23 protein-coding genes are annotated in these 26066 nt (G+C 54.4%); 11 read left to right on the forward strand and 12 right to left on the reverse strand.

Annotation, left to right across the window (positions count from 1 at the left end):
* Together QMZ30_RS17975 and QMZ30_RS17980 are read right to left on the reverse strand one after the other, a co-directional pair.
* The gene (locus tag QMZ30_RS17975) at positions 1 to 1143 is read right to left on the reverse strand and encodes a DSD1 family PLP-dependent enzyme (protein ID WP_283228423.1); all 1143 of its coding nucleotides are present in this window, start codon (positions 1141 to 1143) and stop codon (positions 1 to 3) included.
* Entirely contained in the window at positions 1140 to 2117 is a 978-nt protein-coding gene (locus QMZ30_RS17980; RefSeq protein ID WP_283228424.1) for a threo-3-hydroxy-L-aspartate ammonia-lyase, read from the reverse strand. The genes QMZ30_RS17975 and QMZ30_RS17980 overlap by 4 nt, the downstream gene beginning before the upstream one ends.
* A gap of 81 nt (positions 2118 to 2198) precedes the next feature.
* Between QMZ30_RS17980 and QMZ30_RS17985 the strand changes: the two genes are divergently transcribed.
* Positions 2199 to 2822, forward strand: a complete 624-nt coding sequence (locus QMZ30_RS17985; protein WP_283228425.1) for a helix-turn-helix transcriptional regulator — start codon at positions 2199 to 2201, stop codon at positions 2820 to 2822.
* A gap of 7 nt (positions 2823 to 2829) precedes the next feature.
* Here the strand turns inward: QMZ30_RS17985 and arnF are convergent, their stop codons facing one another.
* The 7 genes from arnF to arnB are packed head-to-tail and all read right to left on the reverse strand — an operon-like array spanning position 2830 to position 10208.
* The gene (gene arnF, locus QMZ30_RS17990; protein ID WP_283228426.1) at positions 2830 to 3204 is read right to left on the reverse strand and encodes a 4-amino-4-deoxy-L-arabinose-phosphoundecaprenol flippase subunit ArnF; all 375 of its coding nucleotides are present in this window, start codon (positions 3202 to 3204) and stop codon (positions 2830 to 2832) included.
* Positions 3201 to 3533: a 4-amino-4-deoxy-L-arabinose-phosphoundecaprenol flippase subunit ArnE gene (gene arnE, locus QMZ30_RS17995; RefSeq protein WP_039332932.1), complete on the reverse strand. Its 333-nt coding sequence runs from the start codon at positions 3531 to 3533 to the stop codon at positions 3201 to 3203. Before arnE ends, arnF begins: the two co-directional genes overlap by 4 nt.
* Complete coding sequence (gene arnT / locus QMZ30_RS18000) at positions 3530 to 5191, reverse strand: lipid IV(A) 4-amino-4-deoxy-L-arabinosyltransferase (protein WP_283228427.1); 1662 nt, start codon at positions 5189 to 5191, stop codon at positions 3530 to 3532. Before arnT ends, arnE begins: the two co-directional genes overlap by 4 nt.
* 31 nt (positions 5192 to 5222) lie before the next feature.
* Positions 5223 to 6107 carry a 4-deoxy-4-formamido-L-arabinose-phosphoundecaprenol deformylase gene (gene arnD, locus QMZ30_RS18005; protein WP_283228428.1) on the reverse strand — a complete coding sequence of 295 codons (885 nt, stop codon included), beginning with the start codon at positions 6105 to 6107 and terminating at the stop codon, positions 5223 to 5225.
* Entirely contained in the window at positions 6104 to 8083 is a 1980-nt protein-coding gene (gene arnA, locus QMZ30_RS18010; RefSeq protein WP_283228429.1) for a bifunctional UDP-4-amino-4-deoxy-L-arabinose formyltransferase/UDP-glucuronic acid oxidase ArnA, read from the reverse strand. The genes arnD and arnA overlap by 4 nt, the downstream gene beginning before the upstream one ends.
* Complete coding sequence (gene arnC, locus QMZ30_RS18015; RefSeq protein ID WP_058973682.1) at positions 8080 to 9066, reverse strand: undecaprenyl-phosphate 4-deoxy-4-formamido-L-arabinose transferase; 987 nt, start codon at positions 9064 to 9066, stop codon at positions 8080 to 8082. The genes arnA and arnC overlap by 4 nt, the downstream gene beginning before the upstream one ends.
* Positions 9067 to 9071: 5 nt before the next feature.
* Positions 9072 to 10208, reverse strand: a complete 1137-nt coding sequence (gene arnB / locus QMZ30_RS18020; RefSeq protein WP_283228430.1) for a UDP-4-amino-4-deoxy-L-arabinose aminotransferase — start codon at positions 10206 to 10208, stop codon at positions 9072 to 9074.
* Between the two features lie 528 nt (positions 10209 to 10736).
* Between arnB and QMZ30_RS18025 the strand changes: the two genes are divergently transcribed.
* A complete protein-coding gene (locus tag QMZ30_RS18025) occupies positions 10737 to 10946 on the forward strand; it encodes a hypothetical protein (RefSeq protein ID WP_283228431.1) in 210 nt (69 codons plus the stop codon).
* A gap of 23 nt (positions 10947 to 10969) precedes the next feature.
* Here QMZ30_RS18025 and QMZ30_RS18030 read toward each other — a convergent pair whose 3' ends face one another.
* Positions 10970 to 12115 carry a phytanoyl-CoA dioxygenase family protein gene (locus QMZ30_RS18030; RefSeq protein ID WP_283228432.1) on the reverse strand — a complete coding sequence of 382 codons (1146 nt, stop codon included), beginning with the start codon at positions 12113 to 12115 and terminating at the stop codon, positions 10970 to 10972.
* A gap of 152 nt (positions 12116 to 12267) precedes the next feature.
* Between QMZ30_RS18030 and QMZ30_RS18035 the strand changes: the two genes are divergently transcribed.
* The 8 genes from QMZ30_RS18035 (at position 12268) to QMZ30_RS18070 (ending at position 22648) form a co-directional block, all read left to right on the forward strand.
* On the forward strand, positions 12268 to 13284 hold the full coding sequence (locus tag QMZ30_RS18035) for a LacI family DNA-binding transcriptional regulator (RefSeq protein ID WP_283228433.1): 1017 nt from the start codon (positions 12268 to 12270) through the stop codon (positions 13282 to 13284).
* 119 nt (positions 13285 to 13403) lie between these two features.
* The gene (locus QMZ30_RS18040) at positions 13404 to 14168 is read left to right on the forward strand and encodes a prepilin peptidase (protein WP_283228434.1); all 765 of its coding nucleotides are present in this window, start codon (positions 13404 to 13406) and stop codon (positions 14166 to 14168) included.
* A gap of 215 nt (positions 14169 to 14383) precedes the next feature.
* Positions 14384 to 15766 (forward strand): diaminobutyrate--2-oxoglutarate transaminase, encoded by a 1383-nt coding sequence (locus QMZ30_RS18045; protein WP_034829839.1) that lies wholly within the window; start codon positions 14384 to 14386, stop codon positions 15764 to 15766.
* Positions 15767 to 15778: 12 nt separating this feature from the next.
* Entirely contained in the window at positions 15779 to 17245 is a 1467-nt protein-coding gene (locus QMZ30_RS18050; RefSeq protein WP_283228435.1) for a pyridoxal phosphate-dependent decarboxylase family protein, read from the forward strand.
* A 363-nt stretch (positions 17246 to 17608) separates the two neighbouring features.
* Positions 17609 to 19102: a purine-cytosine permease family protein gene (locus QMZ30_RS18055; RefSeq protein ID WP_283228436.1), complete on the forward strand. Its 1494-nt coding sequence runs from the start codon at positions 17609 to 17611 to the stop codon at positions 19100 to 19102.
* A complete protein-coding gene (locus QMZ30_RS18060) occupies positions 19102 to 20808 on the forward strand; it encodes a nitrilase-related carbon-nitrogen hydrolase (RefSeq protein ID WP_283228437.1) in 1707 nt (568 codons plus the stop codon). Before QMZ30_RS18055 ends, QMZ30_RS18060 begins: the two co-directional genes overlap by 1 nt.
* Before the next feature lie 68 nt (positions 20809 to 20876).
* On the forward strand, positions 20877 to 22034 hold the full coding sequence (locus QMZ30_RS18065; RefSeq protein ID WP_283228438.1) for a transporter substrate-binding domain-containing protein: 1158 nt from the start codon (positions 20877 to 20879) through the stop codon (positions 22032 to 22034).
* Complete coding sequence (locus tag QMZ30_RS18070; protein ID WP_283228439.1) at positions 22034 to 22648, forward strand: ANTAR domain-containing response regulator; 615 nt, start codon at positions 22034 to 22036, stop codon at positions 22646 to 22648. The genes QMZ30_RS18065 and QMZ30_RS18070 overlap by 1 nt, the downstream gene beginning before the upstream one ends.
* Here QMZ30_RS18070 and QMZ30_RS18075 read toward each other — a convergent pair.
* Positions 22610 to 23551 carry a LysR substrate-binding domain-containing protein gene (locus tag QMZ30_RS18075; protein WP_283228440.1) on the reverse strand — a complete coding sequence of 314 codons (942 nt, stop codon included), beginning with the start codon at positions 23549 to 23551 and terminating at the stop codon, positions 22610 to 22612. The two genes, QMZ30_RS18070 and QMZ30_RS18075, sit on opposite strands and share 39 nt — an antisense overlap.
* A gap of 97 nt (positions 23552 to 23648) precedes the next feature.
* Here QMZ30_RS18075 and QMZ30_RS18080 point away from each other — a divergent pair, with 97 nt between their 5' ends.
* Entirely contained in the window at positions 23649 to 24506 is an 858-nt protein-coding gene (locus QMZ30_RS18080) for an aldo/keto reductase family oxidoreductase (protein WP_283228441.1), read from the forward strand.
* A gap of 37 nt (positions 24507 to 24543) precedes the next feature.
* Here QMZ30_RS18080 and pdxR read toward each other — a convergent pair whose 3' ends face one another.
* A complete protein-coding gene (pdxR, locus tag QMZ30_RS18085; RefSeq protein WP_283228442.1) occupies positions 24544 to 26049 on the reverse strand; it encodes a MocR-like pyridoxine biosynthesis transcription factor PdxR in 1506 nt (501 codons plus the stop codon).
* Positions 26050 to 26066: the final 17 nt, after the last annotated feature.

Here is a 26066-nt window from a genome sequence, read left to right on the forward strand (position 1 = left end):
TCACCAACCGGTGATACGTGACCAAACTGCCGGCTCTGCGCTGTTTGTCTGTAACACCTGATACTGCAGATGCATGGCTGCCGTGGCGCAAGCGTGATTCGGCAGAATACGTACGCGCGATCCAATCGGGAAATCGTCTGGTGTCAGGTTGCTGTCCGCCGGTAAGACAATGATGCCATGCTCCTGATTGGTGATACTGAGACAAACATCCAGCGGCGCGCCCACCATATCACACACCAATCCGTAACCGTAATCCACTGGGCCCGCCGCGGTGCCACGATCGCGGGACATCGCCATCCAGCCCGCATCGATAAACACCCAGTTTTTCTCAACGTTATGCCCAATGACGGTACTGACCACGGATAGCGCGATATCGTCTTTCTGACAAACGCCGACGTTGTGCATCACCAGGTCAAAGGCAGTAAACACACCAGCTCGCACCTCGCTGATCCCTGCCAAATCCTCGGCATAATGCGCCGTCGGCGTTGCCCCGACACTGAGGATCGGACACGCAATGCCCGCTGCACGCACCCTGCTGCCCGCCAGACGGATGGCGTCACACTCCGCTTGCGCGGCAGCGCGGATCTGTTCCGGGTTCCGGCAACTGTAGGATTCCCCGGCATGCGCCAGCAATCCGGTTACCGTTGCGCCCTTGCCTTCTAACTGCTGTGCCAATGCCACCAGTTTGTCGCTCTCCGGTGGAAGACCGCCCCGGTGACCATCGCAGTCGATCTCAATAAACACCGAGAAAGTGACATGATGCGCAGCGGCATAATCCACCACCGCCTGTGCCTGTTGCGGCGTATCCAGCAAAATATGCAGATCCACGCCTTGCTGCATCAGGCGGGCAACACGAGCCAGCTTGTGAGGGGCAATGCCCACCGCATACAACAGATTATGATAACCCGCCGCGGCAAAACCTTCGGCTTCGGCCAGCGTTGACACCGTGGCCGGGTGCGCTGCAACCGCCAGTAACCGAGATGCGGCCTCTACCGAACGTAACGTCTTGAGATGCGGACGCACCACGCTGCCAAGCCTGGCAATCCGGCTATAAAGCCGATCCACATTGCGCTGAAAACGGGCCTCGTCAACGAGTAAATACGGGGTTTCAAGCTGTTGTAACCACTCAGGAAGTCCTGTCACGCCATGCTCCTTGTCAGAAATTCACCATAGCGGCCGAGATCCACGTTGCCGCCACTGATAATGATGCCCACGCGCTTGCCCGCAAAACGTTGTGGATTCGCGCGCACCGCCGCCAGCCCCAGGCAGCCCGTTGGCTCAACCACCAGCTTCATTCGCTCGGCGAGAAACTGCATTTCCGCGATCAACTGCGTATCTCTGGCGGTCAGGATATCGTCTACATGCTGCTGAATAAGAGGGAAAGTATAGCGGCCGAGATACTGGGTCTGAGCGCCGTCGGCGATGGTTTTCGGCGTGTCGATGTGGATGATTTTCCCGCTGCGCAGCGATTGTTGCCCGTCGTTTCCGACCTCAGGTTCCACACCAAAAATTTCAGCGTGCGGGCAGAGATGGCGCATGGCTAAGGCGCAGCCCGCCAGTAGTCCACCGCCTCCCAACGGCGTGAGGAGCGCATCAAGTTCGCCCACTTCCGCCAGAAAGGCTTGAGCTGCGGTGCCTTGTCCCGCAATAACATGCGGATGATCGTATGGCGGGATCAAGGTCAGGCCATTTTGCTCTGCCAGGTCGCGACCAATCTGTTCGCGATCTTCCGTGTAACGGTCGTAAGTCACCACCTGCGCGCCATAACCCTGTGTCGCTTTTACTTTCGCGGCGGGCGCATCCAGCGGCATCACAATCGTCGCGGGGATGCCGAGAATTTTGGCCGCCAGCGCGATGGCTTGTGCGTGATTACCGGAGGAGAAGGCGACGACGCCTCGTTGTTTCTGCTGTGGCGTGAATTGCAGCAGCGCATTCATCCCGCCGCGAAATTTGAAAGCGCCCATGCGCTGAAAGTTTTCACACTTGAGAAAAACCTGCGCACCCAGTTGCTCATTCAGGGTACGCGAGGTAAACACCGGCGTGGGATTAACGTAAGGTTGAAGCCGTGTTGTCGCAGCCGCGACATCGTCAAAGGTCGGTAAAATAAGATCGCTCATGGCAGCACCAGCAAATTTTGCATTGAAATGACAAAGTATATAAAATTAGACAATTCTTCCAGTCAATTTGTGACCTGATTTATGAGCGCCCGAAATAATGCCCTGCTGCTTGAACAACTCAATACTATTGCCGAAGGGCTGAGCGCGACTTTTGCGCCATTCTGTGAAGTGGTGGTTCACGATCTGCAAAATCCAGAGCACGCGATTCTGGCTATTCACAACAACCTTTCCGGCCGAGAAGTCGGTGAACCCAGCACAGAGATGGGCCTGGCGCGCATCGCCTCACCTGAGTTTCCGGCTATCGTGGCTAACTATGCCAATCAACTGGCAGATGGTCGCCCGGTGAAAAGCACCTCGATTGGTATCAAAGATGAAGACGGGAACTATGTTGCGGCACTCTGTATGAATGTGGATATGACGCTGTTTCGCGGCATGCAAAGTGCGCTGGCGCAGTTTACACAACTGGCGAGTAATGCGGTGCAAGAGACCATTGAACCCGCCGGTGCACAGGCGTTGCGAGCCAGGATTGATCATTTCGCTGCCCGGCTCGCCACAACGCCGCGCGCCCTGAAAGCCGCTGAGCGCAAACAGCTGATGGCTGAATTGCGCGATAGCGGCTTGTTAGAAGTGAAGAAGTCGATGGACCTGATTGCACAGCAGTTGGGCGTGTCGCGCGCCTCGGTTTACCTGTACGCGAAAGAGTAGCTGGTGTTCAGCGCTTGCGCGGTAACGAAACGCACAGCAGCCCAAGCACAATCAGCACCACGCCAGCAAAACTGCTCCAGCGGAATGGCTCATTGAATACAGGGAGCGAGATGGCGGCCAGCCACACCAGCACATAACTCAGACTCAACAGCGGATAGAGCCGATTCAGCGGCAAATGGCGCAGCGCTAACATCCAGCAGAGCATAGAGAGTGCATAGGCACTCAGCCCAAGACACAGCAACATCATGGGCTGCAGATGTTGCCAAATCTGTGGGCTGAGCAGCTCAGCAAGAGGCGGAAAATGCAGCATCGCTGCCCGCAGCACCAACTGTGCGCAAGACACCAGTAACACGCTGCACAGCGCGAGGATCACCCCTTTCATAGATGGCTCCCCATCAGCGCGACACCCGCGACAATTGCCAGGGTGCCGAACCACTGCTGCAATGAGTAGGTTTCACGCCAGATCAGCCGTGCGGCAATCGCTACCAGCACGAAGTTGAGACTGAGCATCGGATAGGCCACACTCACGGGCACCACGCGCAACACGATCAGCCACAGCAGCATCGCCACGCCGAGCAAAAAAATGCTCAGCGCAATCCACATGATCAGCTTTTTCTTGCCCTGTCGTGTGCCGAGGTACGCCGCCTGCTTTTGACACAGCTGGGCGGCGCAGCTCAACAGACTCACCAGAAGAATGAGCAGCAAACTCATGGTTTCGCATCGTAGCCGTAATAGACCAGACGCCCCTGGCGATAGACATCGTCAGGAGTCGGCAATGAGGGATCCGGCTCCTTCTCGCCCGAGTTCAGCATCATCACCAATGACACTTTCCCCTGGTGACGATGTTCGCGCAGCCAGTCCGCAAAAGCTGGACCATCAACATAACGTGTTTGCGCATCGGGATAGCTAAGACCATATTGCAATTCCCCTTTTGCATCATAGAAAGTGATATCACTGCGTTTCGCTTCCCACGCCACGGCAGCGGCGATGCCTGGATTGTCTGCCAACACGTAACGACTATCGACCAGTTGATTATGCACGGCACTGACAAAGTTCTGCGGCTGTTTAGAATCACGCACCTTTTGCGGAATGGCAAATCCCACCAGCAGTGCCAACATCAACGGACAGAGCGCCGCCAACTGCCAGCGACAGTGGCCAGGCTTCAGACTCAGCCAGCCCATCACACCCCAACCGGCAAACGCTAATGCACCACAGATAACACGAACGGTTTCATCGCTGCTATAAACCGGACGATGCGACAGCCCCCATGGTGCAATAACCCCCAGTACCACAATGGTCGTGACGGCACCAAACAGCAGGTTGATCCAACCATTCACTTTGAACACCCTGGCAAGCATCGCTGATCCGCTGTGCGCATAGTGCGCCATCAGCAGTGCCAGCGGTGCAAAGCAAGGCAGAATATAGGTCGGCAATTTTCCTTTGGCGATACTGAAGAACAGCAGCGGCAGTAACACCCAACTCAGCAGATAGACAGCCCCCGCATGCTGACTGCGCTGACGCCACGCGCCCACTAAGGAACCCGGCAACAGTGCCAGCCAGGGTAAGCAACCCGCCAGCAGCACCGGCAAGTAGTACCAGAATGGCGCTTTGTGCTGAGCATCTTTCTCCGCAAAGCGTTGGATATGTTCTACCCAGAAGAAGTAATGCCAGAAATCCCCTTCCTGACGATGAATCGCCAGCGCCCATGGCGCACTCAGCAGCGCAGCCACCACAATGGTTAAGGGGCCCCAACGCAGCAGTTCACCAAAGCGGCCTTGCCAGATGGCCCACGGCAAAATGGCCAAGACCGGCACCGCCAATGCCAGGAAGCCTTTGGTCATAAAGCCCATGGCGCATGCTGCGCCGAGCAAGACATAACCGAGTAAACGCTGTTGAGTACTGGTGGCCTGAGCAGCCAGCCAGTAACTGCACATCGCCGCCACCAGCCACAACAGCAGGATGGGATCGAGCACCGCGTAAGTCCCGATCCCGTAAACCAGCAGCGAAGTCATGAAGATCACGCTGGCCGTCAGGGCGATCTTACGGCTGGCAAACATCTGGTTGCCCAGCCAGTAAATCAACAGCGCACTGATCGAAGTGCAGAAAATAGAACCCGCGCGCACGCCGAAGTTGCTATGACCAAACAGCAGTTGGCCGATATTATTGACCCAATATCCGGCGATCGGCTTCTCGAAATAGCGTAAGTCAAAGAAGTGCGGCACCACCCAATTGCCATTCACCAGCATTTCTCGGCTGATCTCGGCATAGCGGGTTTCATCCGGCTGCCATAAGGCGCGGAATTCAATGGGGATGAGGTAGTAGAGTGCGAAGAGCGCTAACAGCAGCGCCGTTTTGGTACCTGTACGCATCCGTGGTTCCTGTTTAGTTTCCTGTTAACACTCAGGCCTGGCAGCCCAGCCAGCCTTCTCGTCCGGGGATATGCCCACGCACCAGATTGCCTTGTGGTAGCGTGCTGAGATCTTCAGGTAATAGTTCACTGAGCGGACAAAAGTGAATGCCTTGCTGCTTCGCGCGCGTCAGCAATTCGCCAAAAGCTTGTGAACCGACAATGCCTTCCACTTCGGCGTGGATGGTATAAACCGGCGCACCTTCAGCAGCTAACATCTGTTCGAGGATAAAGTCATTAAAGCCTGCCGCACTCACAGATTGACCGACCACTTCGTCCCAGGTTGGGAGGGTCACCGGGATTTGTACCGTGCCCAGGCTGCCATCACGCAGACGCGGTAGAAACGGCCCCGTACCGCGGCAGTCGCTGTTGTAGCTGAAGCCAAATCGTTGCTTGGCCGCCACCACGCGGCCATCAGCACGCCATCCCGCCACGGCTGAACAAGTGACATTGTCACCGATAATCGATTCCAGTGCCTTTTTGCCACGGGCGATCTGCTCCAGCAACTTCTCTTCTGGCCATACGCCTGCCCAGGTTTGCCAGGCAAAGTGGTCCCACGCATGCAGCCCGACTTCATGGTGGTCCGCCGTGGCGCTGATGATCTCTTCCAGCCCGCGACCAATTTCACGCCCTGGCCATGCGGTACCCGCGAGTAAAATATCCCAGCCATAGAGGGAAGCTGCGCGCGAGCGCAGCATTTTCCATAAGAAGCGCGGCTTCATCAGGCGCCACAAGTGGCGCCCCATGTTGTCCGGCCCTACGCTGAAGAAGAAACTGGCCTGCATCTGATGCAGGCTGAACTGTTCCAACAGTGCCGGGACGCCGAGTTTGGTTCCACGCCAGGTATCAACATCTACGCGCAAACCAATTTTCTTCATGGCTTCTCCTGCAGCTCAACGGTGCGCAGGAAGAAGTCCAGCGTGTTATCAATGGTGGTATCCATCTCAACGGTTGGCGTCCAGTCCAGCAGACGACGCGCATTTTTGATAGCCGGCTTACGGTGTTCTACGTCCTGATAACCTTTGCCGTAATAGCTGCTGCTCTCGACTTCACGGAAGCCGGCAAACGGCGGGAAGCGATCGCGCAGAGGATGACGTTCAAAACTGGCCAACAGGCGTTCAGCCAGCTCTTTAATGCTGGCTTCGTTGTCCGGGTTACCGATGTTCACGATTTGACCATCACAGTTATTGCCTATGTTCTCAATGATGCGGAACAGGGCTTCAATACCGTCACGGATATCGGTAAAGCAGCGTTTCTGCGCGCCACCGTCGATCAATTTGATCGGCGAACCTTCCACCAGATTGAGAATCAGTTGGGTGATGGCGCGCGAGCTGCCGATACGGGCTGCATTCAAGTTATCCAGACGCGGTCCCATCCAGTTAAACGGACGGAACAAGGTGAAGCGCAGCCCCTCTTTTTCACCGTAAGCCCAGATCACGCGGTCCAGCAGCTGTTTGGAGACGGAATAGATCCAACGTTGCTTGTTGATCGGTCCCACCACCAGATTGGAGTGATCTTCGTCGAAATGTTTATCGGTGCACATACCGTACACTTCCGACGTCGACGGGAAGATGATGCGCTTTTTGTATTTCACGCAGTCACGGATGATCTTCAGGTTCTCTTCAAAATCGAGTTCGAATACGCGCAGTGGATTACGGGTGTACTCGATTGGCGTAGCAATCGCCACCAGCGGCAATACCACATCACATTTCTTGATGTGATACTCAATCCATTCTGAGTGAATGCTGATATCACCTTCAACAAAGTGAAAGCGTGGTTGATCGAGGAAACGACTGATGGCATCAGAACCAATATCCAGACCGTAAACTTCGAAGTTGTCATCCTGCAACAGGCGCTCGGTCAAATGGTTACCGATGAAACCGTTAACGCCAAGGATCAGCACACGAATACGACGTTTGACCGCAGCAACCGGCTGCGAATAAAGCAGCGCGCCCGGCACCATCCCCAGGCTTTGTGCCAGTTGCGTACCATTCATGTACACACCGTTTTCACTTTGCCCGGTTACCACTTCCAGTGCGCCTTCACCACAGGCAATCAGGAAAGGTTCTACGGAGAGCACCGTACCCGGTTTCGCCGCAGGCGCATCAGCATGAACGCGACCTTTCCACACCACGAATTTGACCGTACCAGCAAATGCAAATGCGCCCGGCCATGGGTCGGTCACCGCACGCACCAGATTATTGATGGATTGCGCGGGCTGTTCCCATTTAATGCGACCATCTTCAGGCGTGCGGCGTCCGACAACGGTCGCCTGACTGTGATCCTGAGGAGTGGCGACGATCTCACCGCGCTTCATCGCGGGCAGCGCCTGCTCCAGCACTTGTGCCGCGCAGTTCACCAGTTTACGGTGCAGCGTCAAAGCATTGTCTATCTCTTCAATCGCGACACGCTGTTGCGCCACGATATCTCCCGCATCCGCGCGTTTCACCATGCGATGCAGCGTCACGCCGGTTTCTTTCTCACCATTTACCAGCGCCCAGTTGAGCGGCGCGCGACCACGATATTTTGGCAGCAGTGAACCATGCAGGTTAAAGGCACCAAGACGCGCGCTGCTGAGAATGTTGTCATTTAGCAGGTTACGGTAATAGAACGAGAAGATGTAATCCGGGGTCATGGTTTTAATACGATCAACCCACAGCGGATGGTTTACGTCTTCCGGTGCATATACCGGAATGCCCTGCTCAGCCGCCAGACGCGCCACTGAACCAAAGAAATTGTTTTCTCCGGTGGAGTCCGCATGAGTGAAGATCGCGCTGATTTCAAAACCGGCGTTCAACAGCGCAGTAATGCCTGCACAGCCCATATCGTGATAGGCGAAGACGATCGTTTTCATTGCTCAATTTCCTGTACAGATGAGGCATCTTTCTGCGAGTTAATAACACGTTGGATGAAGTAGCGCGGACGGGCGCGTACATCGTTATAGATTCGGCCGATATATTCGCCGAGTAAGCCCATGCCGATAAATTGCGCGCCGACGAAGATAAACAGCACCGCAAACAGCATGAACACGCCATCTCCGGCCCAATCGGCACCGAGGAACAGACGCAACACAATCAACACCAGTGAGAAGGCAAAGCCCGCTAACGCAATCAGGCTGCCAACAATGCTCAGCAGACGCAGCGGCGTGGTGGTCAGGCAGGTCACCAGGTCATACATCAGGTTAATCAGCTTCATAAAGCTGTATTTCGAATCACCAAATTCACGCTCCGCATGCGCCACCGGCAATTCGATGGTGCGGCGGGCAAAGGTATTGGCGAGAATGGGAATAAAGGTGCTGCGCTCATGGCAGTTGAGCATCGCATCGACAATGTGACGACGGTAAGCACGCAACATGCAGCCGTAATCCCCCATTGCCTTACCCGTCACCTTCTGAATAAGTTGGTTGATGGTGCGTGAGGCACGACGACGGAACCAGCTATCCTGACGGTTCTGACGTACCGTGCCGACCACGTCATAACCCTGCTGGGCGGCTCTTACCAGATTCGGGATCTCTTCGGGTGGATTCTGCAAGTCAGCATCCAGGGTGATAATCAAATCACCTGAGACATGGTTAAAGCCGGCCATGATCGCCGAATGCTGACCATAGTTACGGTTCAACAACACGCCTACTACATGGCTGCCGGGCATATCCGCTGCATCGGCAATCATCTCGCCCGAGCGGTCACTGCTGCCGTCATCCACCAGCAAGATTTCGTATTCCAGATTCAGTACTGCGCAGGCCGCATCGGTGCGACGCACCAGTTCCGGCAGGCTCTCCTCTTCGTTGAAGACCGGGATCACCACGGACACTTTACGAATGGCTTGTTCTTCCAACATCTCAATCAAACTCCAGCGATCTGACGCAGTGCGGTAATGACACGAGTGATGTCTTCATCGCGCATGTCAGGAAATAACGGTATTGAGCAAATTCGATCGCTATTCCATTCCGTATTCGGCAGGGAAAGTTGCGGGTAACGTTCGCGGTAATATTTGTGAGTATGGGCAGCACGGAAGTGCAAGCCGGTGCCAATATCCTGCGCTTTCAACGTTTCCATTAACGCATCACGACTTATCCCGCATTCGGCTTCATCAACACGAATGATGAACAGATGCCACGCGTGTTGATGCGGCCAGGCGGGCTGCGCCAGTGGCAGGAACGGCGTATCCGCTAACTCGGTCAGATAACGCTGCACAATCTCAGCACGGCGAGCATTAATCGCCGTCAGCTTGTTGAGTTGCACCATCGCAATCGCCGCACTGATATCCGGCAGATTGTATTTAAAGCCCGGCATAATCACTTCTGCCTGGGGCTTACGGCCGTGGGTATGGCGGTCGTAGGCATCAACGCCTAAACCGTGGAATTTCAGACTGCGCATGCGGTCAGCCAGCTCTGCATCATCGGTAACGATGAGGCCGCCTTCGGCACAGGTCATGTTCTTGATGGCATGGAAGGAAAAGATGGCGGTGCCTTGGTTTCCGACATGATGCCCTTTGTAATAACAACCCGCTGCGTGTGCTGCGTCTTCTATTACGGCAATACCGTGTTGATCGCCCAACGCGCGAATCGCGTCAATGTCGGCGGGCGCACCGGCGTAATGCACCGGAATAATGGCGCGGGTACGCGGCGTAATGGCTGCTTCAATCTGCTCTGGCGTGACCATCAACGTATCGCGATCGATATCGATCATCACCGGCGTGGCACCCAACAACGTGATGATATTGATGGTGGAGACCCACGTCAGCGAAGGTGTGATCACTTCATCACCCGGCTGAATATTCAACGCCAGAAGCGTGACGTGCATGCCTGCCGTGGCAGAACTCACAGCAATCGCATGTTGATTGCCGGTTAACTGGCAAAAGGCTTGTTCCAGCGCCGCATTTTTGGGGCCAGTGGTGATCCAACCTGACTCAAAGACCTCTTTTACTGCCGCTAACTCTTCCTCGCCCAAAGCGGGACGCGAGAATGGAAGAAAAGTCATAAGTTTACCTTAACGTTTTACACCTAAAGTTGCCTGCAACAGGACCAGTTGCAGTGTGCAGTCATTCAGATCCTCAAAAACATTCAGTAACTTGCTGTTTAAACGTAGATTAAGCAGAAACAATTCGGTAGCACGAAGTGTTTAATTTTAATCTCACGCAAAAAAAACTTAAGCTCACCTGTTTGGTTTCTTGTAGAACAAAATACGGCGGAAAACTTAACTCAACATTAAATGGCTAATGCGCAGGTTGGCTTTTTTCTTAAATGTTGAAGATTGGTAGAAGTTTTTACGTCGGCTGCTGTATCGCACTATTTAGTCGTCACCCAAGTTTCATCAGGATGACCAAATGTCTGTAACGTGGCGTTTGCTGTTTTTGAGAACATAAGGAGTGCGGAGAGGTTGATGACGGAAAATTGGCAAGGAAACAAACTGTTAGTGTATAACCGGCACGGTTCTTAAGGTTAAGCTAATATTCAAACCATACTCTATGTCGGGATATTGACGCATTGACGAACGGAGGGTATCGCGATGAATACGGGAGCTGACAGACTTTCGCAAGCTGCACTGCGCCGCCATCATATTGGGGTTAAGACCAAGAGCTTGCGCTTTCGCGGCGACTTATATGTTTTCCGCTATAACGCCGGCCATTATGATGTGTTTCTCAATAATGACCGCGTGATGTCACTGGCGACCAGTAATGTGCAGGACGCCATTCAGATGTTTAAACAGCAGTCATAAGCCACTGACTGCTGTTTATTGATTCAAGCTCTACGCCGCTCGGTTTGCGCATCCAGCGCTGAATTAAATTCAGCTTCGGTCCAATTACTCTGCAATGCCTCTTTAACCAACTGCTGCTGCGTTTTTGGCACCAATCCCCCCACCGGTGGGTCCGTATCCAGATTGGTCGGGAATGAGTAGCCACGCGCCGCCACCGCAATGGCCGCCTCCAGCTCCACTTCACTCAACGCACTGCGGCTTAATATAGGGTAAACCCACTTAAGGATTTGCTCATGGTTGACTTCCTCCATGGGCACGCCAAAGGCCGAGGAGACCTGCAACAAATTGGCCGTGCGGATATGATCCTGCGTGGTGTTGTTACCCGCTGCGTGGAACAGTGCGGGATTGAAGAACAGCCCATCGCCCTTCTGCAACGGTAGCTGCACAAAATTATCGGCAAAATATTGCGCGAACTCCGGGCGACGATAAGCGATATAGCCCATCTCATACTGATGTGACCACGGCAGCAGTCTGGTCGGGCCTGAGGCCAGCGGCATATCACTGTGCGCCACCGCACCTTGCAGCGTCAGATATTGAGACAAAATCTGCACGGGGATGGGAAATTCTGCCGCGAAGGCGCTTTGCTGGAAACCAAGATGATAATCGCGATGCGCCTGCTGCGCCTCACCACCCGGTCGTACCTGGTTTACCTGTGAGGTCATACTCCACGCCGGACCGAGCCATGCCTGGCAAATCAGCCCTAACGTTGGATTGGCGTAATAGTCGATAAAGACTTGTGGATTAACTTCAGCTAACTTTTGCAGCGCATTCCAGATACGGCCATTGTTACCCGCTTTAGAGAAGTGATCGGCCTGGATCTTGGACTTCGCTTCCTCATGCATGATCGCTTCAAACGCTTGAGAGGCACGATCCACACAGTGCGTATCCGCATACAATCCACGCACCACTAACACGCCGGGACCATAGGAGAGTGCTTTGTGTAACTCACTCAGCACCGCTTTTTTGTCCGTGAGCGCTGCATCGTCCAGCACGTCCCGATCATAGATCAGTACTTCTGAAACGATCTCCGTGGCCAATGGATAATCGGCGGCATCCACCTTTTGTGCACAGAATGTGCGTAAGTCATCCAGATTAGCCTGATCTTCATTTACAAAATAATGTGATGTCATGATGACCTCATTTTCATATCGGTTTGCAGGGTAAGTTCTATCGTTATGTACACTCGCAGAAACGCGCTGCGGTGCGTTGTTACCCGACAAATTAGCAGCTACATTACGTTAACAAAACATCAAAAACACCTCATAAAAACCTCATCAACCCTATGGCAAAATTTACCTTAAAACAGATCGCTGCACAGTCAGGTTTAAGTCTCGCCACCATCGATCGTGCTTTGCATAAACGGGGGAAAGTTCACCCGCAAACAGAACATCGCATACAACAAGCGATGGCCGACCTCGACCTGCTGCGCAAAACCGGCCTGGCCCAGGGACGGACGCTCTATTTCGATATCATCATGCATACCCCTAATCGTTTCAGTGAGTTGGTGCGTGAAGCCTTTAGCAGCCAAATTTCGAGTTTTGGTGCCTTTCGTCTGCAATTACGCTTCCATTGTCAGGAAACCATGACGGTTGAGGAAGTGGATGCGCTACTGAAAAAATGCGCCTTAAATAGCCACGGCATCATCCTTAAAGCCACCCACGATGAGCGATTCCTGCCCACGCTGGAACAACTCAGCAAACAACGTATTCCAGTGGTGACTGTTGTCACCGATATGCCTGCCAGCAGTCGCCTGCGCTATATCGGTATGGACAATGCCAGTGCGGGAAAAGCAGCGGCCTTTCTCATGTCCAAATGGCTTCGCGCAGACATGACGAGCATTGCCGCGATTACCGGCAGCGAGGCGTTTATTGGCGAGCAGGAACGAATTGATGGATTTGTCACGGGGATGGCGCAGTTCGCTCCGCAACATCAAGTCGCGGTGGTTGCCGGAGGTTTTGGCATCGATCAGCAGATGTACAGCTGTGTTAGTGACTTTTTGACACAGCATCCCGATATCAACGCGGTATACACCGTGGGCGGAGGAAATGCCGGGATTTTACGGGCTTTCGACGAGCACAATATTAAGATCGAGACCTTTATTGGGCACGATCTTGATCGTGAAAATCGGGCGTTGATGCAGGCTGGTAGGATCGATGCGTTGATCGACCACAACCTACAACTCGATGCACAGCACGCATTTCGCGCACTGCTGGAGTATCACGGCTTTTTACCGCAGCGCGAACATGTCGCGCCCTATTCTCGCATTAACATCATTACTCGCTTCAATATGTACAGCTGATGGCGGGAACAGGCTCGAAAATCCGAATGAAAGTGCTTGAAACACGTCGATGCTGCTCGCGCACTCGCCCAGCCCGGCGTAGGTTTGAGCGGATAAATCGGGAATAAAGGGCGTGTTCAATGGAATGGGTGTTATGGCTGATTGCTGTCGCGGTGGCTCTGAGCGTGGGCAGTTTTATTAACGTAGTGGTGTATCGTCTACCGGCACAGATAATTAACCCAGAGCACAGCATCAGTGTGTGGCGTCCACGTTCGCACTGTGTCGCCTGTAAACAGGTTCTCGGCTGTCGTGACATCTTACCGGTGGTGAGTTGGCTGTTGCTGCGGGGTCGCTGTCGTTTCTGTCAATGCGCAATCAGCGCACGTTATCCAGGCGTCGAAATCGCCAGCGCACTCTTTTGCCTGACGATGATTGTTCTGCTTCCCATCGACCGACCTTTGGCCGCTACGCTCATGCTGTTTTGGCTACTGTTAACCCTCTCCCTGATCGACATCGATCATCTTTTGTTGCCAGATGTGATCACCCAGCCTTTGCTGTGGCTTGGGCTATTATTAAAAGCAGTGGAATGGATCCCCGGTTCGCTATCCGACGGCGTTGTTGGTGCCATTTTGGGCTATGGCGCACTGTGGTGCATAGCGACAACCTATCAACGGATTACAGGTATTCCCGCCCTGGGAATGGGCGATGTAAAACTGGTAGCTGCCTTAGGCGCATGGCTAGGCTGGACGCTGATACCGTTGATGCTTTTACTGGCCTGTAGCGGGGCAATTTTAGCGATTTTTATCGGCAAAATCTGTGTGCATCGTGACCTCCATCAGCCCCTTGCATTTGGCCCCTGGATCGCCTTAGCGGGTATAAGTCTTTTTATTAACACGATTATTTAATAACCCATTCATAGGCTGGCGCTAAAATAGCCGGCCAATTAGTGGCCAACGCCCTGATTCCTATATGAAAAGAATAAACAATTCTAAACAAAATTAATCATTGTGATGTACGTCAAAAGGCTCTATATTGGCCGCGTTTTTTCAACCACTGATACTTTTTTGTTCAACTAGTCGACCGGCCAGCCTGTGTGAGCCCCGGTTGAAGGAGAGATATGATGACGGATAAAGTCCGTATTGATAATTTTGGTGCCAACGCATTCAACGGAAACAACGACGCTTTCTTGGCCCGTCAGGCTGAGTTTGAATCTAACGTCAGGAGTTACCCGCGCAAATTGCCTTTAGCGATCGCTAAAGCCAATGGCGTGTGGATCACAGATGTTGAGAATAAACAATATCTTGACTGTCTGGCTGGCGCAGGGACGCTGGCACTTGGTCACAACCATCCTGATGTTCTGCAGAGCATCCAAAATGTCATTACCAGCGGCTTGCCGTTACATACTCTTGATCTGACGACACCTCTGAAAGATCAATTCTCTGAGTCACTGCTCTCGCTGCTGCCTGGTCAGGGTAAAGAGTATTGCCTGCAGTTCACCGGCCCTTCCGGTGCGGATGCGGTTGAAGCCGCGCTGAAGCTGGCGAAAAAAGTCACCGGCCGTAGCGGCGTGATCAGCTTCTCTGGCGGTTACCATGGTATGACTCATGGTGCATTGGCTGTCACCGGCAACCTCTCGCCGAAAGAAGCAGTTAACGGCATGATGCCAGAAGTGCAATTCATGCCTTACCCGCATCTGTATCGTTGCCCGCTGGGTCTTGGTGGTGAAGCTGGCGTTAAAGCGCTGACCTACTACTTCGAAAACCTGATCAACGACGTTGAAAGCGGCGTACGCAAGCCTGCTGCTGTTATCCTGGAAGCGGTTCAGGGTGAAGGCGGCGTGAACCCGGCTCCGGTCGAGTGGCTGCAGCGCATCCGTAAAGTGACTCAGGAACATGGCATTCTGCTGATCCTGGACGAAGTTCAGGCTGGCTTTGCCCGTACCGGTAAATTCTTCGCCTTCGAACACGCTGGCATTGAGCCAGACATCATCGTGATGTCAAAAGCTGTGGGCGGCGGTCTGCCACTGGCAGTTCTGGGTATCAAAAAGCAGTTCGATGCCTGGTCACCTGGCCACCACACCGGCACCTTCCGCGGCAACCAGCTGGCGATGGCTACCGGTCTGGCAACGCTGAAAGTCCTGACCGAGCAGAACATCGCCGGTAAAGTGGCTGAGCAAGGCGAATGGCTGAAGGCGCAGCTGGCTGAGATGCAGAAACGCTTCCCGGTAATTGGCCACATCCGCGGCTTGGGAATGATGATCGGTATCGAGATCGTGAAACCAAACGAAGCGGCTGATCATATGGGCAGCCTGCCAGCAGATGGCGAGCTTTCTGCCTTGCTGCAGAAGAAATGTTTCGAAGCAGGTCTGATTCTGGAGCGTGGCGGTCGTCACGGTGCGGTACTGCGTCTGCTGCCGTCACTGCTGATCACCAACGAAGAGCTGGCGATTTTCCTGGATAAATTTGAGCAGGCGCTGATTGGCGCTGGCGTCAAACCTGTTTGATTGGAAGAGTACATGTCTGAAGTAAACCCGATTCTGGCCGCCTCTGCACTGAGCATTGAGGCGTACCAGCAGGCGATTGCCCAAAGCAGCGCCGCGGTTGTGCAGTGGCTGCAACAGCCTGAGATGTATCAAGGCAAAACGGTTGCCGAACTGCGCGAGCGTATCACGCTCGACTTCAATCCAAACGGCCTGGGTAACCAGGCCGCGATTGAACGCGCGATTGAGTATTTCCTGAAAGACAGCCTGTCCGTGCACCATCCACAGTGTGTGGCGCACCTGCACTGCCCTAGCCTGGTCGTTAGCCAGGCGGCAGAAGTGCTGATCAACGCCACCAACCAGAGTATGGACTCCTGGGATCAGAGCCCTTCTGCCACCATCATTGAGGTCAAACTGATCGAATGGTTGCGTGCGCAGGTGGGTTATCCAGCCGGTGATGCTGGCGTGTTCACCAGTGGTGGCACCCAGAGTAACCTGATGGGCCTGATGCTGGCGCGTGATGCCTTCTATGCGCGTCAGGGTCACTCTGTTCAGCAGAATGGCATTACTGGCGATCTGCGTAAGATCAAAGTGCTGTGTTCCGAGAACGCACACTTCTCCGTGCAGAAGAACATGGCTCTGCTTGGCCACGGTTATCAGTCCGTTGTACAGGTGAAATCTGATGAATTCGCCCGTATGGATGTGGCTGATCTGAAAGCCAAGCTGGCGCAGGCGGAAGCGAACGGTGAGCAGATTCTGGCTATCGTCGCCACCGCGGGTACCACGGATGCGGGTGCCATCGATCCACTGCGTGAAATCGCCGGTATTGCTGCTGAGCGCAATATCTGGGTACACGTAGACGCGGCATGGGGCGGCGCACTGCTGCTTTCTGAGAAGTATCGTGATTACCTGGACGGCCTGGAACTGGTGGATTCAGTCACCCTGGACTTCCACAAACAGTACTTCCAGACCATCAGCTGTGGTGCATTCCTGCTGAAAGACGAGCGTCACTATGAGCTGATGCGTTATCAGGCGGCTTATCTGAACTCTGAGTTCGACGAAGAAGCCGGCGTACCTAACCTGGTATCGAAATCTCTGCAGACCACGCGTCGTTTCGATGCGCTGAAACTGTGGATGGGTCTCGAAGCATTGGGTCAGAAACAGTACGCCGCGATCATCGATCACGGTGTAACCCTGGCGCAGGAAGTGGCTAAATTTGTCGCTTCAGAACCACGCCTTGAGCTGGTTATGCAGCCGCAGCTGGCTAGCGTGCTGTTCCGTTACCGTCCAGAGCAACTGACCGATATCGCGCAGATTGCCCTGTTCAACCAACGCATCGGAGATGCGCTGCTGGATTCTGGTCGCGCTAACGTTGGCGTAACCGAAAACCAGGGCGTCACCTGCCTGAAGTTGACGCTGCTGAACCCAACGGTAACGCTGGAAGATATCAAAGTCCTGCTGGCGCTGGTTGAGAAAACCGCGAATCAGTTGCTGAACGCGTAATCTCGCTTAACGCGATAAAGCCGATAACTGGCAACGGTTATCGGCTTTTTTATTGCCTCAAATAAAACTTTGCATGCGTGCAATCACAGTGCGGACTGCACTGTTTTGGTGCCAGTGTGCATAAATGCGCACCCTACGAGCCCGCTCACGATGCCTTTGCGCTTAACTGCGACAAACAGTCCTCCACTTTATTAACTCTGGCACGCCAATTGCTTCAATCTGTTTACCGCATCCTGCTGGTCAGGAACAGGCGCCGTAGTCTGGTAAGCGGTTTGTGGCTGAGTGCCACTCCAATACATCGATTTCAGGCGAAGAAGCCCCACCGGCAATGCTGTCGGCGGGGCTTTTTTTTGGAGTAACGCTATGAGCAAGTTAAAAACGTGGTTTCAGGGACCACAAGACATCACCGAAGCGGAAGCGGTGGAAGATTACGCCGTCGGCCGAGTGCCGTCACACTATCGCTGGCCGATTCCAGCAATCATTTTAGTGCTGCTGGGCAACTCAACCGCCATGTTCTGGTTTAGCCTCGGTGCGGATATGAGTTATCAGGTCGGCTGGCCGCTCCTGCTGCTGCCTATCGGCTATATGGTGGTGTTCGCCACCCTGATTGGCTCCTGCATCATGAAAATGGCGAGCAAGGAAGGATTGTCACTGAATCTAATGACGCGTGGACTCGGATTTGGTTACATGGGCTCAGCTTTCACCTCACTGATCTACGCCGTTAACTTTATTTTTTACTTCCTGTTTGAAGGCACCATTGTTTCCCATGCCATTGCCAACTATGCAGGCGTGCCGGTCAACTCAATAACCGGTATCGCAATTTTTGCCTTGATGGGGCTGGCTGCTATCTGGTTTGTATGGAAAGGCATGTCCTCGATGCAATTCCTGCAAACCTGGGGGGTACCAATTTTCATCTTGCTGTTTGGCTTCTGCATCTGGCAGCTTACGCATCACTACCCTTCAGTGGGCTTTGGCGGCTGGCAGCCTAAAGGCGAAGTTGACAGCAATGCAATCTGGTTAGTCATGAACATGGCAAATGGACAGATCGTGTTCCAGGGTTTGATGGCAACCGATTATGGCCGCTTCGCCCGTCCGGGTATCAGCCACAAGGGTACGGCAACCATTATGCTGGGCATGTTGATTCCGATTGTGGCGGTGATGCTGTTTGGCGCGTTTATGGCCTATACGCTGATGCCGCACATTCAGGGACAAGACGTCTGGTCACTGGCGCTGGATCCCGGATTTGTATTCCCATTGATCATTGGATTAACCGGCGTGCTGTTCGCGGTGATCACCCAGATTCGCATCAACGTACTCAACCTTTACTCTGGCTCCATTGCCCTGTCGAACACCATGGATATGGCGTTGAACTATCGTCCTGGCCGTCAATGGTGGATGTTGCTGGTCTGGTTACTCGGCGTGGTGTTCTACGTCTGTAATATTCTGCAGTACACCGGCACCTTCTTGTCGATTACCGGTATTCTCACCAACACATGGGTATTCATCATCCTCGCGGATTACTATGTCTGCCGTAAGGTACTGCATCTGGCACCGTCAGACTTTGTCGAGTTCCGCAAAGAGTATCTGCGCATGTGGAACCCGAGCGGCGTGATTGCGCTCTGCGTTGCGGTGGCCATCGGCGCTGCCGGCGTGCTTGGCATGTATCCAATGGTTTATGCCTCCTTTATCGCCATGCTGGTTGGCCCGGTACTGCACGTTGCCATTAGCGTCGCGACACGCGGTCGTTACTACTTCAAGACCTTCCCAGAAGATATGCCCACCGCATGGAAACCATCCGATGCCTATCAAGGGCCCAAGCCGGTATTGACCCCCGCACTGAGCAAGGAGGCTAAATAATGAGTGTTAAAGTCGCAACGATTCAATTTGAACCGACTCAATTTCGCAAAGATGAAAACGTGGCGCGTTTGCTGCAATTAGCTACCGAGGCAGCCCGTGACGGCGCACGTTTGATCGTGATGCCTGAAATGGCCACTACCGGCTATTGCTGGCAAGACCGTGACGAAGTCGCCCCCTTTGTAGAAACTGCCGATGGCCCCACCAGCCAGGCCTTTGCAGCCATTGCCCGCGAATATCACTGCTATCTGGTATTTGGCATGCCAGAACGTGACGCCGTCACAAATATTTACTACAACAGCGCAGTGCTGGTTGGCCCACAAGGATTAATTGGGGTGCATCGGAAGACACACCCTTACATTTCCGAACCGAAATGGGCCGCCAATGGTGATGTGGGCCATCAGGTGTTTCACACCGAAATCGGCAATATTGCATTGTTGATTTGCATGGATATCCACTTTATCGAAACCGCTCGCCTCGCGGCGTTGGGTGGTGCACACATTATCTGCCATATCAGTAACTGGTTGGCCGAACGCACTCCCGCCCCTTACTGGCTGACGCGCGGCTGGGAGAATGGCTGTGCGCTGATCGAGAGCAACCGCTGGGGTTGGGAGCGTGGTGTGCAATTTAGCGGCGGCAGCTGCATTGTAGACAGTGATGGCGGCTTACTGGCGAGTGGTGACAGTGGCGATCAGGTACTCTGCGCAGAACTTAACGTGCCCAGCGTGAACAAGACGCTACAGAAGCGTCGTCCGGAGCTATATCAACGGCTGATGACACAAACCTTTATGTGGAATCCTCAGGATTTCTTTGGCCTGTACGGACGCGATCCGTTACCTGCAGCCAAAGATTCCCGGGTGGCTGTCGCGCAGTTCAGACCCGAAAATGACGTCACAGCAAATCTGCAATTGATTCGCCATTGGGCAGAACAGGCAAAATCTCGTGGAGCGGAATTGCTGGTGCTACCGGAGCGCGCGTTGAGCGGCGGTGAAGGTCAGAGCAATGCGCTGACCCTGAACGATGCGCCCGTTCAGCAGTTGATTAAACTCGCTATCGAGCTGGATATCGCCTTGCTGACGGGCCTGGTCGAACGGGACGATAATCACTTTTATAACAGCGCGCTATTGGTGAGTAGTGCAGGCGTATGTGCGCATTATCGTCAGATCCATCTAAGTGAAGCAGACCAGCAATGGGCCAGTGCGGGTAATCAGTGGGTGACCTGCGATCTACCCTGTGGCCGTGTCGGTATTCTTATTGGAGAAGATTTGCTGGTACCGGAAGCTGCGCGTATCCTGGCGCTGGAAGGCTGCGATATCATCGCCTGTCCCGCACAGATCAACACACCAACGCCAATGGCACACGCGGGCACGGCGATTCCCCATGCCTGGCCGATCCCTCGCGGAGCCGATCCTTATCACTGGCTGTTGCCGCGCGTTCGTGCAGGAGAGAATAACGTGTGGCTGGCCTTTGCCAACTGGCCTCCTGCTCAGGGAGAGAGTTTCGGTCTCAGCGGCGTGTTTGGCCCAGATACCTTTGCTTTCCCTCGTACGGAGATCAAGGCATTTGGCGCTCAGGGTTTAGCGGTGCTGGATATCACCACCGGCTCGCCAGATACCGCTTATCCTAATCATGTGGTAAGACGTAAAGATCTGGTGTTGATGCGTCAACCCCACTATTACACCGCGCTGGTAAAAGCGTTAGTTTTGTAGGCCCGCTTGAGCCACCACAAGGGCGGCTTTATAGCCGCCCAACGTTACCTGGAATATCTGGAGCAATCATGGCGGCAACCTCAGCGTCAGCACAAAAACATGTCATTCCCGTTGGCATCCTCTATTCCGTTTCCGGCGATTACGCGGTGATTGGCCGCGAAATGCTCAACGGTATTTTGTTGGCTATTGAGGAGATTAACGCTAATCCGCTTTACGACTTCACCCTCGCGCCCATCGTGCGCGATCCCGGCGGCTCGCTGGATAAATATTACCAGGACTGTCATGACCTGTTATATCGCCACGGCGTGCGCCATCTGATCGGCTGCTACACCTCTGCGGCGCGTAAAACCATTCTGCCGTTGGTCGAGGGCGCGAATGCCCTGCTATGGCATTCTGCCCGCTATGAAGGATTTGAAAGCAGCAACAGTGTGATTTATCTCGGCGCAGCGCCGAATCAACACGTGTTGCCCCTGCTGCGCTGGCTGTTGCAGCAGCAGGACGTGGAGATGTATCACGTGGGTTCGAATTACGTCTGGTCGTGGGAAATGGATCGTATCACACGCGAAGTGGTGATCCCTGCTGGCGGGAGCGTCCTGGAGAGCAAACTGTTACCGCTGGGCGAAGAGAACGTTGATGAACTGATTGCCGATATCATCACCCGCCGGCCCAAAGTGTTGCTTAACACCATGGTGGGCAAAAGCGCCTACAGTTTTTATCGCGCCTGGCATCAAGCCAGTCTGCAACAGCCCTGGATGAACGAGGTACTGAAACTTAGCCTGACATTATGCGAACCCGAAGTGGCAATGATCGGCGCAGAGGCGCTGGAGGGGTATCTGGTCTCGGCGAGTTGGTTCCAGTCCATAGATACACCCGCTAATCGCGAATTTCTGCGCTGCTATCGCCAGCGTTTTGGCGAGTCCGTGTCAGCCTCGGTGGACAGTCAAAGTGCCTGGCTGGCGGGGCATCTGCTGGCACGCGCTATTCACCGTCAGGGCAATGCCGAGGTGGAAGCGGTACGCTGCGCCGTGCTGCAGGATGCGATGGATTCCCCTGCCGGATCGATTCGTATCGATGCCGATAACAACCACAGCTGGTTGACGCCGCATCTGGCGCGCTGTCATAACGGCAAGCTGGAGAGTTTTTGGCAAGCGACAGAGGCGATCAAACCCGACCCTTGGCTGGCTTGGGTAGACCTGGATGATCTGGGCCAACGAGGTGACAGCTAATGAGTCGAAAAAACGTGCAAATGCGCGGCCTCAAGGTGGGCGTCATTGGTTGCTCAGATCGCGATAATCAGCATCTGGCGCAGCAGTTTACCCGCATGGGGATTGTCGGCGCATTCTTTTCGATATTTCCCAGCGAAACACAACTCGTCGAGCAGCAACTGCTGGTTTTCGATGGCGATAATCCGGCGTTGTTTCACCCTACCCATAAACTGCCCTGGCCCGCCTTGCCCAAAATAGCGCTGACGGCCATGGAAACCCCCTCGCGCCTGCAGTGGATCACCGAGCAGCGCATCGACAGTTATATGCGCAAACCGGTGCGCTTTGACGGCGTGATGACCGCCTTTACACTGGCGCTGGACAGTGCCGCGCGTATCAGTCAGTTGGAAACGCAATTAAAGCGTCAGGAAGAGCGTCTGCGCGCACGAAAACACCTGTTCTCCGCGCAGATTTTGGTGATGAACGAGCTGCAGCTTGGCGAAGACGATGCCTACAATCTGCTGCGCCGCGCGGCGATGGACCAGCATATGACCATCGAACATCTTAGCTGCCAGCTGCTTGACAACAAAACCCCATGGTTAAACGTGCTCAAGGCGCTGGCGACGGAGAAACGCTGAGATGGCGTTAATTTCCCGCACATAATCGAGAAAAGCCTGCAACGGCGCGGGGATCAATCGACGATCGTTGTAGTAGAGCCATAAGCCAGAAAAACTCTGCCACCAGTCGGTTAAAATCGGCTGTAAGCTGCCATCATTTAGCGCTGGTTTAATCCAGTCTTCGAACAAGTAGACCACGCCCGCCCCCGCCACGGCAGCAGACACGGTGAGATCCATGGCGGCACCGACACTGCAAATCAAAGGGCCCTTCGGCTGCAAACGCACCACTTCTTCGCCGTTTTCAAACTCCCAGTCGGCTATCACGCCCGTGGCATAGCGCCCATATAAGCACCGATGTTGCATCAAATCGCGCGGATGCTGCGGCGTACCGTTAGCGGCCAGATAAGCAGGAGCCGCCGCGGCAGCAAAGCGTTGCAGGCGCGGACCAATCGGCAGTGCCACCATATCCTGCTCCAGGTGATCGTCATAACGGATACCCGCATCACAACCCTCACGGAAGATATCCTGTACGTTACTTTCCGCCACCACTTCCAGCTGGATATCGGGGTAACGCGCCAGAAAGCCGGGCACGATAGTGGGCAAAACCAATCTCGCTGCGCTAACGGGCACATTGAGCCGCAAGGTTCCACCCGGCGTGTTGCGAAAATTATTCAATGCGTCCAGTGCCGCATCCACTTCGTTCATGGCGGGCATTAAGCGTGACATCAATGCTCTGCCCGCTTCGGTGAGCGCCACGGTGCGCGTGGTGCGGTTGAACAAACGTACGCCCAACTGCTCCTCCGCGCGTCTTACCGCATCACTTAAACGGGAGGGATTACTGCCGGTCATGCGCGCCGCTTCTCGGAAGCCACCCGCTTTTGCCACCGCCACCACGGCGTGCAGCAGTGCAATATCTAACGCCATTGTTCGCCAATCCGTACACTGTGTCCTGAATTATCCGGATAGTTGCACAGCGCATCGGCGATTACAATCTGAACACACATCGACGAAGGAGGTTTCCATGTCTCACAACGTAAATACTTATACGCTGGGTGATCGTCAGGTAAAACGCCTGGGCTACGGCGCGATGCAACTGGCTGGGCCGGGGGTGTTTGGCCCGCCGGCAGATGAACAACGCGCATTGCAGGTGCTGCGTGATGCGGTGGCAGCGGGCGTTAATCATATTGATACCAGCGACTTCTATGGCCCGCATGTCACCAATCAACTGATCAAACAATCGCTGCATCCTTATCACGAGGATTTGGTGATTGTCACCAAAGTGGGTGCCCGTCGTGACAGCAAAGGCGGCTGGTTACCGGCGTTCTCCCCGGAAGATCTGACTCAGGCGGTGGAAGATAATCTGCGCAACCTCGGTCTGGAGGTAATGGAAGTCGTGAACTTGCGTTCCATGCTGGATGTGCACGCCCCGGCAGAAGGTTCCCTGGAACCGCAGGTGGAAGCAATGATCAAACTGAAAGAGCGCGGGTTGGTTAAACACATCGGGCTGAGCAATGTGACGGCAAAACAGGTCTCGGATGCGCAGAAAATGACGCCAATCGCCTGCGTGCAAAACCTCTACAATCTGGCAAATCGTCAGGATGAGGCGCTGGTTGATCAACTGGCCGCCCAGGGAATCCCCTACGTGCCCTTCTTCCCGTTGGGCGGCTTCTCACCGCTGCAATCCGAGCAGTTGACCGAGGTTGCTCAAGCGCTGCATGCCACCACCTTACAAGTGGCACTGGCCTGGCTGTTACAGCGCTCACCCAACATTCTGCTCATTCCTGGCACCTCTTCACCGGAGCACCTTAAACAGAATCTGGCGAGCGGTGAGTTAGTGCTGTCACCCGAGGTGGTGCAGCGTTTAAACAGCATTGCTTAAATTTATTGGGTGCGGCCCTTAGGGCCGCCCAGAAACACTAGCTCGAACCGCCGACACGCCCGACAATTCCGCTCTCCACCAGGCACGCTTTTAGCACCCCAAATGCATCCTGACACTGCCGTTCATCCACGCAGGCATACCCCAACAGCAGCCCACGCCGTTCCTGAGGATGCATATAGTATTGCGAGAGCGGCCGCACTTTAACACCGCGCCGCAGCGCCATGGCCGCGATAGCCACATCATCACATCCCACTGGAAGGTTAATCACCAGATGCAACCCCGCCTCATGGTTCACGCGCGGCATAAAATCCGCACCGAGATAGCGTTCGATCAAGCTGGTTAAAAACCGACGTCGCTGACTGTAGAGCTTGCGCATCCGGCGAATGTGCGCCATGTAGTGCCCTTTCTGGATGAACTCCGCCAGGGCGCGCTGCACCAGCAGATGCCCACCTCGGTAGAGTTCCGCCGCCGCCACGCGCAAGGGTTGCGCCAGCGCTTTTGGCACCACCAAATAGCCCAGACGTAACGCCGGATAGAGGGTTTTACTGAATGTGCCCATATAAATCACTGGCGCATCCGGTTCAAATCCTTGCAGTGAGGGGAAAGGCTGACCGGCAAAGCGAAACTCACTGTCATAGTCATCCTCCACCAGCCAGGTTTTGTGTTTGCGGGCCAAATCCAACAATTGTTTGCGACGTTCAAGGCTGAGGTGGACGCCGAGTGGATATTGATGTGACGGTGTCACGAAAATCATCTTAGGCGCACGAGCGCGCGGCGGCAATTCGGGAATAATGCCCTGATCGTCAACGGGTTTGGCCTGGATCTTCAATCCGTTAATGCGCATCAGATTGCGCGTTCCCCAATAGCCTGGTTCCTCAATCCATACCGGATCGCCGGGATCGCACAACACTCGTGTCACCAGATCCACCGCCTGATGCACGCCTTCGGTAATGATGATCTGATCGGCATCCGCGTGCACGGAACGCGCCACGCTCAGGTATTCCGCCAGCGCCTGGCGAAGTTGCGGGCAACCGCCGTTGCTGCTGTAGATCAGGCGATCAACGTCCGGTTCCCGGTTCAGTCGTGCCTGAATCTGACTAAACAGCTTATGCGGAAACTGGGTAACGTCAGGCGCGCCTGGCACGAAGGCGCCCCACTGATAAGGGGAAGCATTGGCATGGCCGAGTAACGATGCGCCGCGCTTAGAAATCGCTGCCGTTTTAGCTGTCGAGGGTAAATTCAGCTCCACGCTACGTGGGCTGTTCAGGCAGCCTTCGGGTAAGGTTTCGGCAATCCAGGTACCGCTGCCGGTGCGCGCGGTGACGTAACCCTGCGACATCAAATTTTCATAAACGGTGAGTACCGTGTTACGCGACACCGACAATTCGCGCGCCAAATCACGTGTCGCGGGTAATCGGCTAGACCGTGGAAAAATCCCTTCAGCAATCGCCGCTTGCATGCACACCAGCAGACGCTGTTGCAGCGTTCCCTCCGGCAAAAATTGCAAACGTTCCAATACATGATCGGCGTATAAACTTCGCAATTGGCTCTATCCTTTTC

It is taken from the genome of Pantoea sp. EA-12 (assembly GCF_030053355.1).
Classification (GTDB): domain Bacteria; phylum Pseudomonadota; class Gammaproteobacteria; order Enterobacterales; family Enterobacteriaceae; genus Pantoea; species Pantoea vagans_C.

What these genes read in the sequence shown, in the direction of transcription:
- QMZ30_RS18040 (WP_283228434.1), top strand. Translation starts at nt 13,404, where the DNA reads ATGGAATGGGTGTTATGGCTGATTGCTGTCGCGGTGGCTCTGAGCGTG.
- arnB (WP_283228430.1), bottom strand. Translation starts at nt 10,208, where the DNA reads ATGACTTTTCTTCCATTCTCGCGTCCCGCTTTGGGCGAGGAAGAGTTA.
- QMZ30_RS18065 (WP_283228438.1), top strand. Translation starts at nt 20,877, where the DNA reads ATGGCGGCAACCTCAGCGTCAGCACAAAAACATGTCATTCCCGTTGGC.
- QMZ30_RS18055 (WP_283228436.1), top strand. Translation starts at nt 17,609, where the DNA reads ATGAGCAAGTTAAAAACGTGGTTTCAGGGACCACAAGACATCACCGAA.
- arnD (WP_283228428.1), bottom strand. Translation starts at nt 6,107, where the DNA reads ATGAAGAAAATTGGTTTGCGCGTAGATGTTGATACCTGGCGTGGAACC.
- arnA (WP_283228429.1), bottom strand. Translation starts at nt 8,083, where the DNA reads ATGAAAACGATCGTCTTCGCCTATCACGATATGGGCTGTGCAGGCATT.
- QMZ30_RS18030 (WP_283228432.1), bottom strand. Translation starts at nt 12,115, where the DNA reads ATGACATCACATTATTTTGTAAATGAAGATCAGGCTAATCTGGATGAC.
- QMZ30_RS18075 (WP_283228440.1), bottom strand. Translation starts at nt 23,551, where the DNA reads ATGGCGTTAGATATTGCACTGCTGCACGCCGTGGTGGCGGTGGCAAAA.
- QMZ30_RS18060 (WP_283228437.1), top strand. Translation starts at nt 19,102, where the DNA reads ATGAGTGTTAAAGTCGCAACGATTCAATTTGAACCGACTCAATTTCGC.
- QMZ30_RS18035 (WP_283228433.1), top strand. Translation starts at nt 12,268, where the DNA reads ATGGCAAAATTTACCTTAAAACAGATCGCTGCACAGTCAGGTTTAAGT.
- arnC (WP_058973682.1), bottom strand. Translation starts at nt 9,066, where the DNA reads ATGTTGGAAGAACAAGCCATTCGTAAAGTGTCCGTGGTGATCCCGGTC.
- QMZ30_RS18045 (WP_034829839.1), top strand. Translation starts at nt 14,384, where the DNA reads ATGACGGATAAAGTCCGTATTGATAATTTTGGTGCCAACGCATTCAAC.
- QMZ30_RS18050 (WP_283228435.1), top strand. Translation starts at nt 15,779, where the DNA reads ATGTCTGAAGTAAACCCGATTCTGGCCGCCTCTGCACTGAGCATTGAG.
- QMZ30_RS17980 (WP_283228424.1), bottom strand. Translation starts at nt 2,117, where the DNA reads ATGAGCGATCTTATTTTACCGACCTTTGACGATGTCGCGGCTGCGACA.
- QMZ30_RS18070 (WP_283228439.1), top strand. Translation starts at nt 22,034, where the DNA reads ATGAGTCGAAAAAACGTGCAAATGCGCGGCCTCAAGGTGGGCGTCATT.
- arnE (WP_039332932.1), bottom strand. Translation starts at nt 3,533, where the DNA reads ATGAGTTTGCTGCTCATTCTTCTGGTGAGTCTGTTGAGCTGCGCCGCC.
- arnT (WP_283228427.1), bottom strand. Translation starts at nt 5,191, where the DNA reads ATGCGTACAGGTACCAAAACGGCGCTGCTGTTAGCGCTCTTCGCACTC.
- QMZ30_RS18025 (WP_283228431.1), top strand. Translation starts at nt 10,737, where the DNA reads ATGAATACGGGAGCTGACAGACTTTCGCAAGCTGCACTGCGCCGCCAT.
- QMZ30_RS17985 (WP_283228425.1), top strand. Translation starts at nt 2,199, where the DNA reads ATGAGCGCCCGAAATAATGCCCTGCTGCTTGAACAACTCAATACTATT.
- QMZ30_RS18080 (WP_283228441.1), top strand. Translation starts at nt 23,649, where the DNA reads ATGTCTCACAACGTAAATACTTATACGCTGGGTGATCGTCAGGTAAAA.
- arnF (WP_283228426.1), bottom strand. Translation starts at nt 3,204, where the DNA reads ATGAAAGGGGTGATCCTCGCGCTGTGCAGCGTGTTACTGGTGTCTTGC.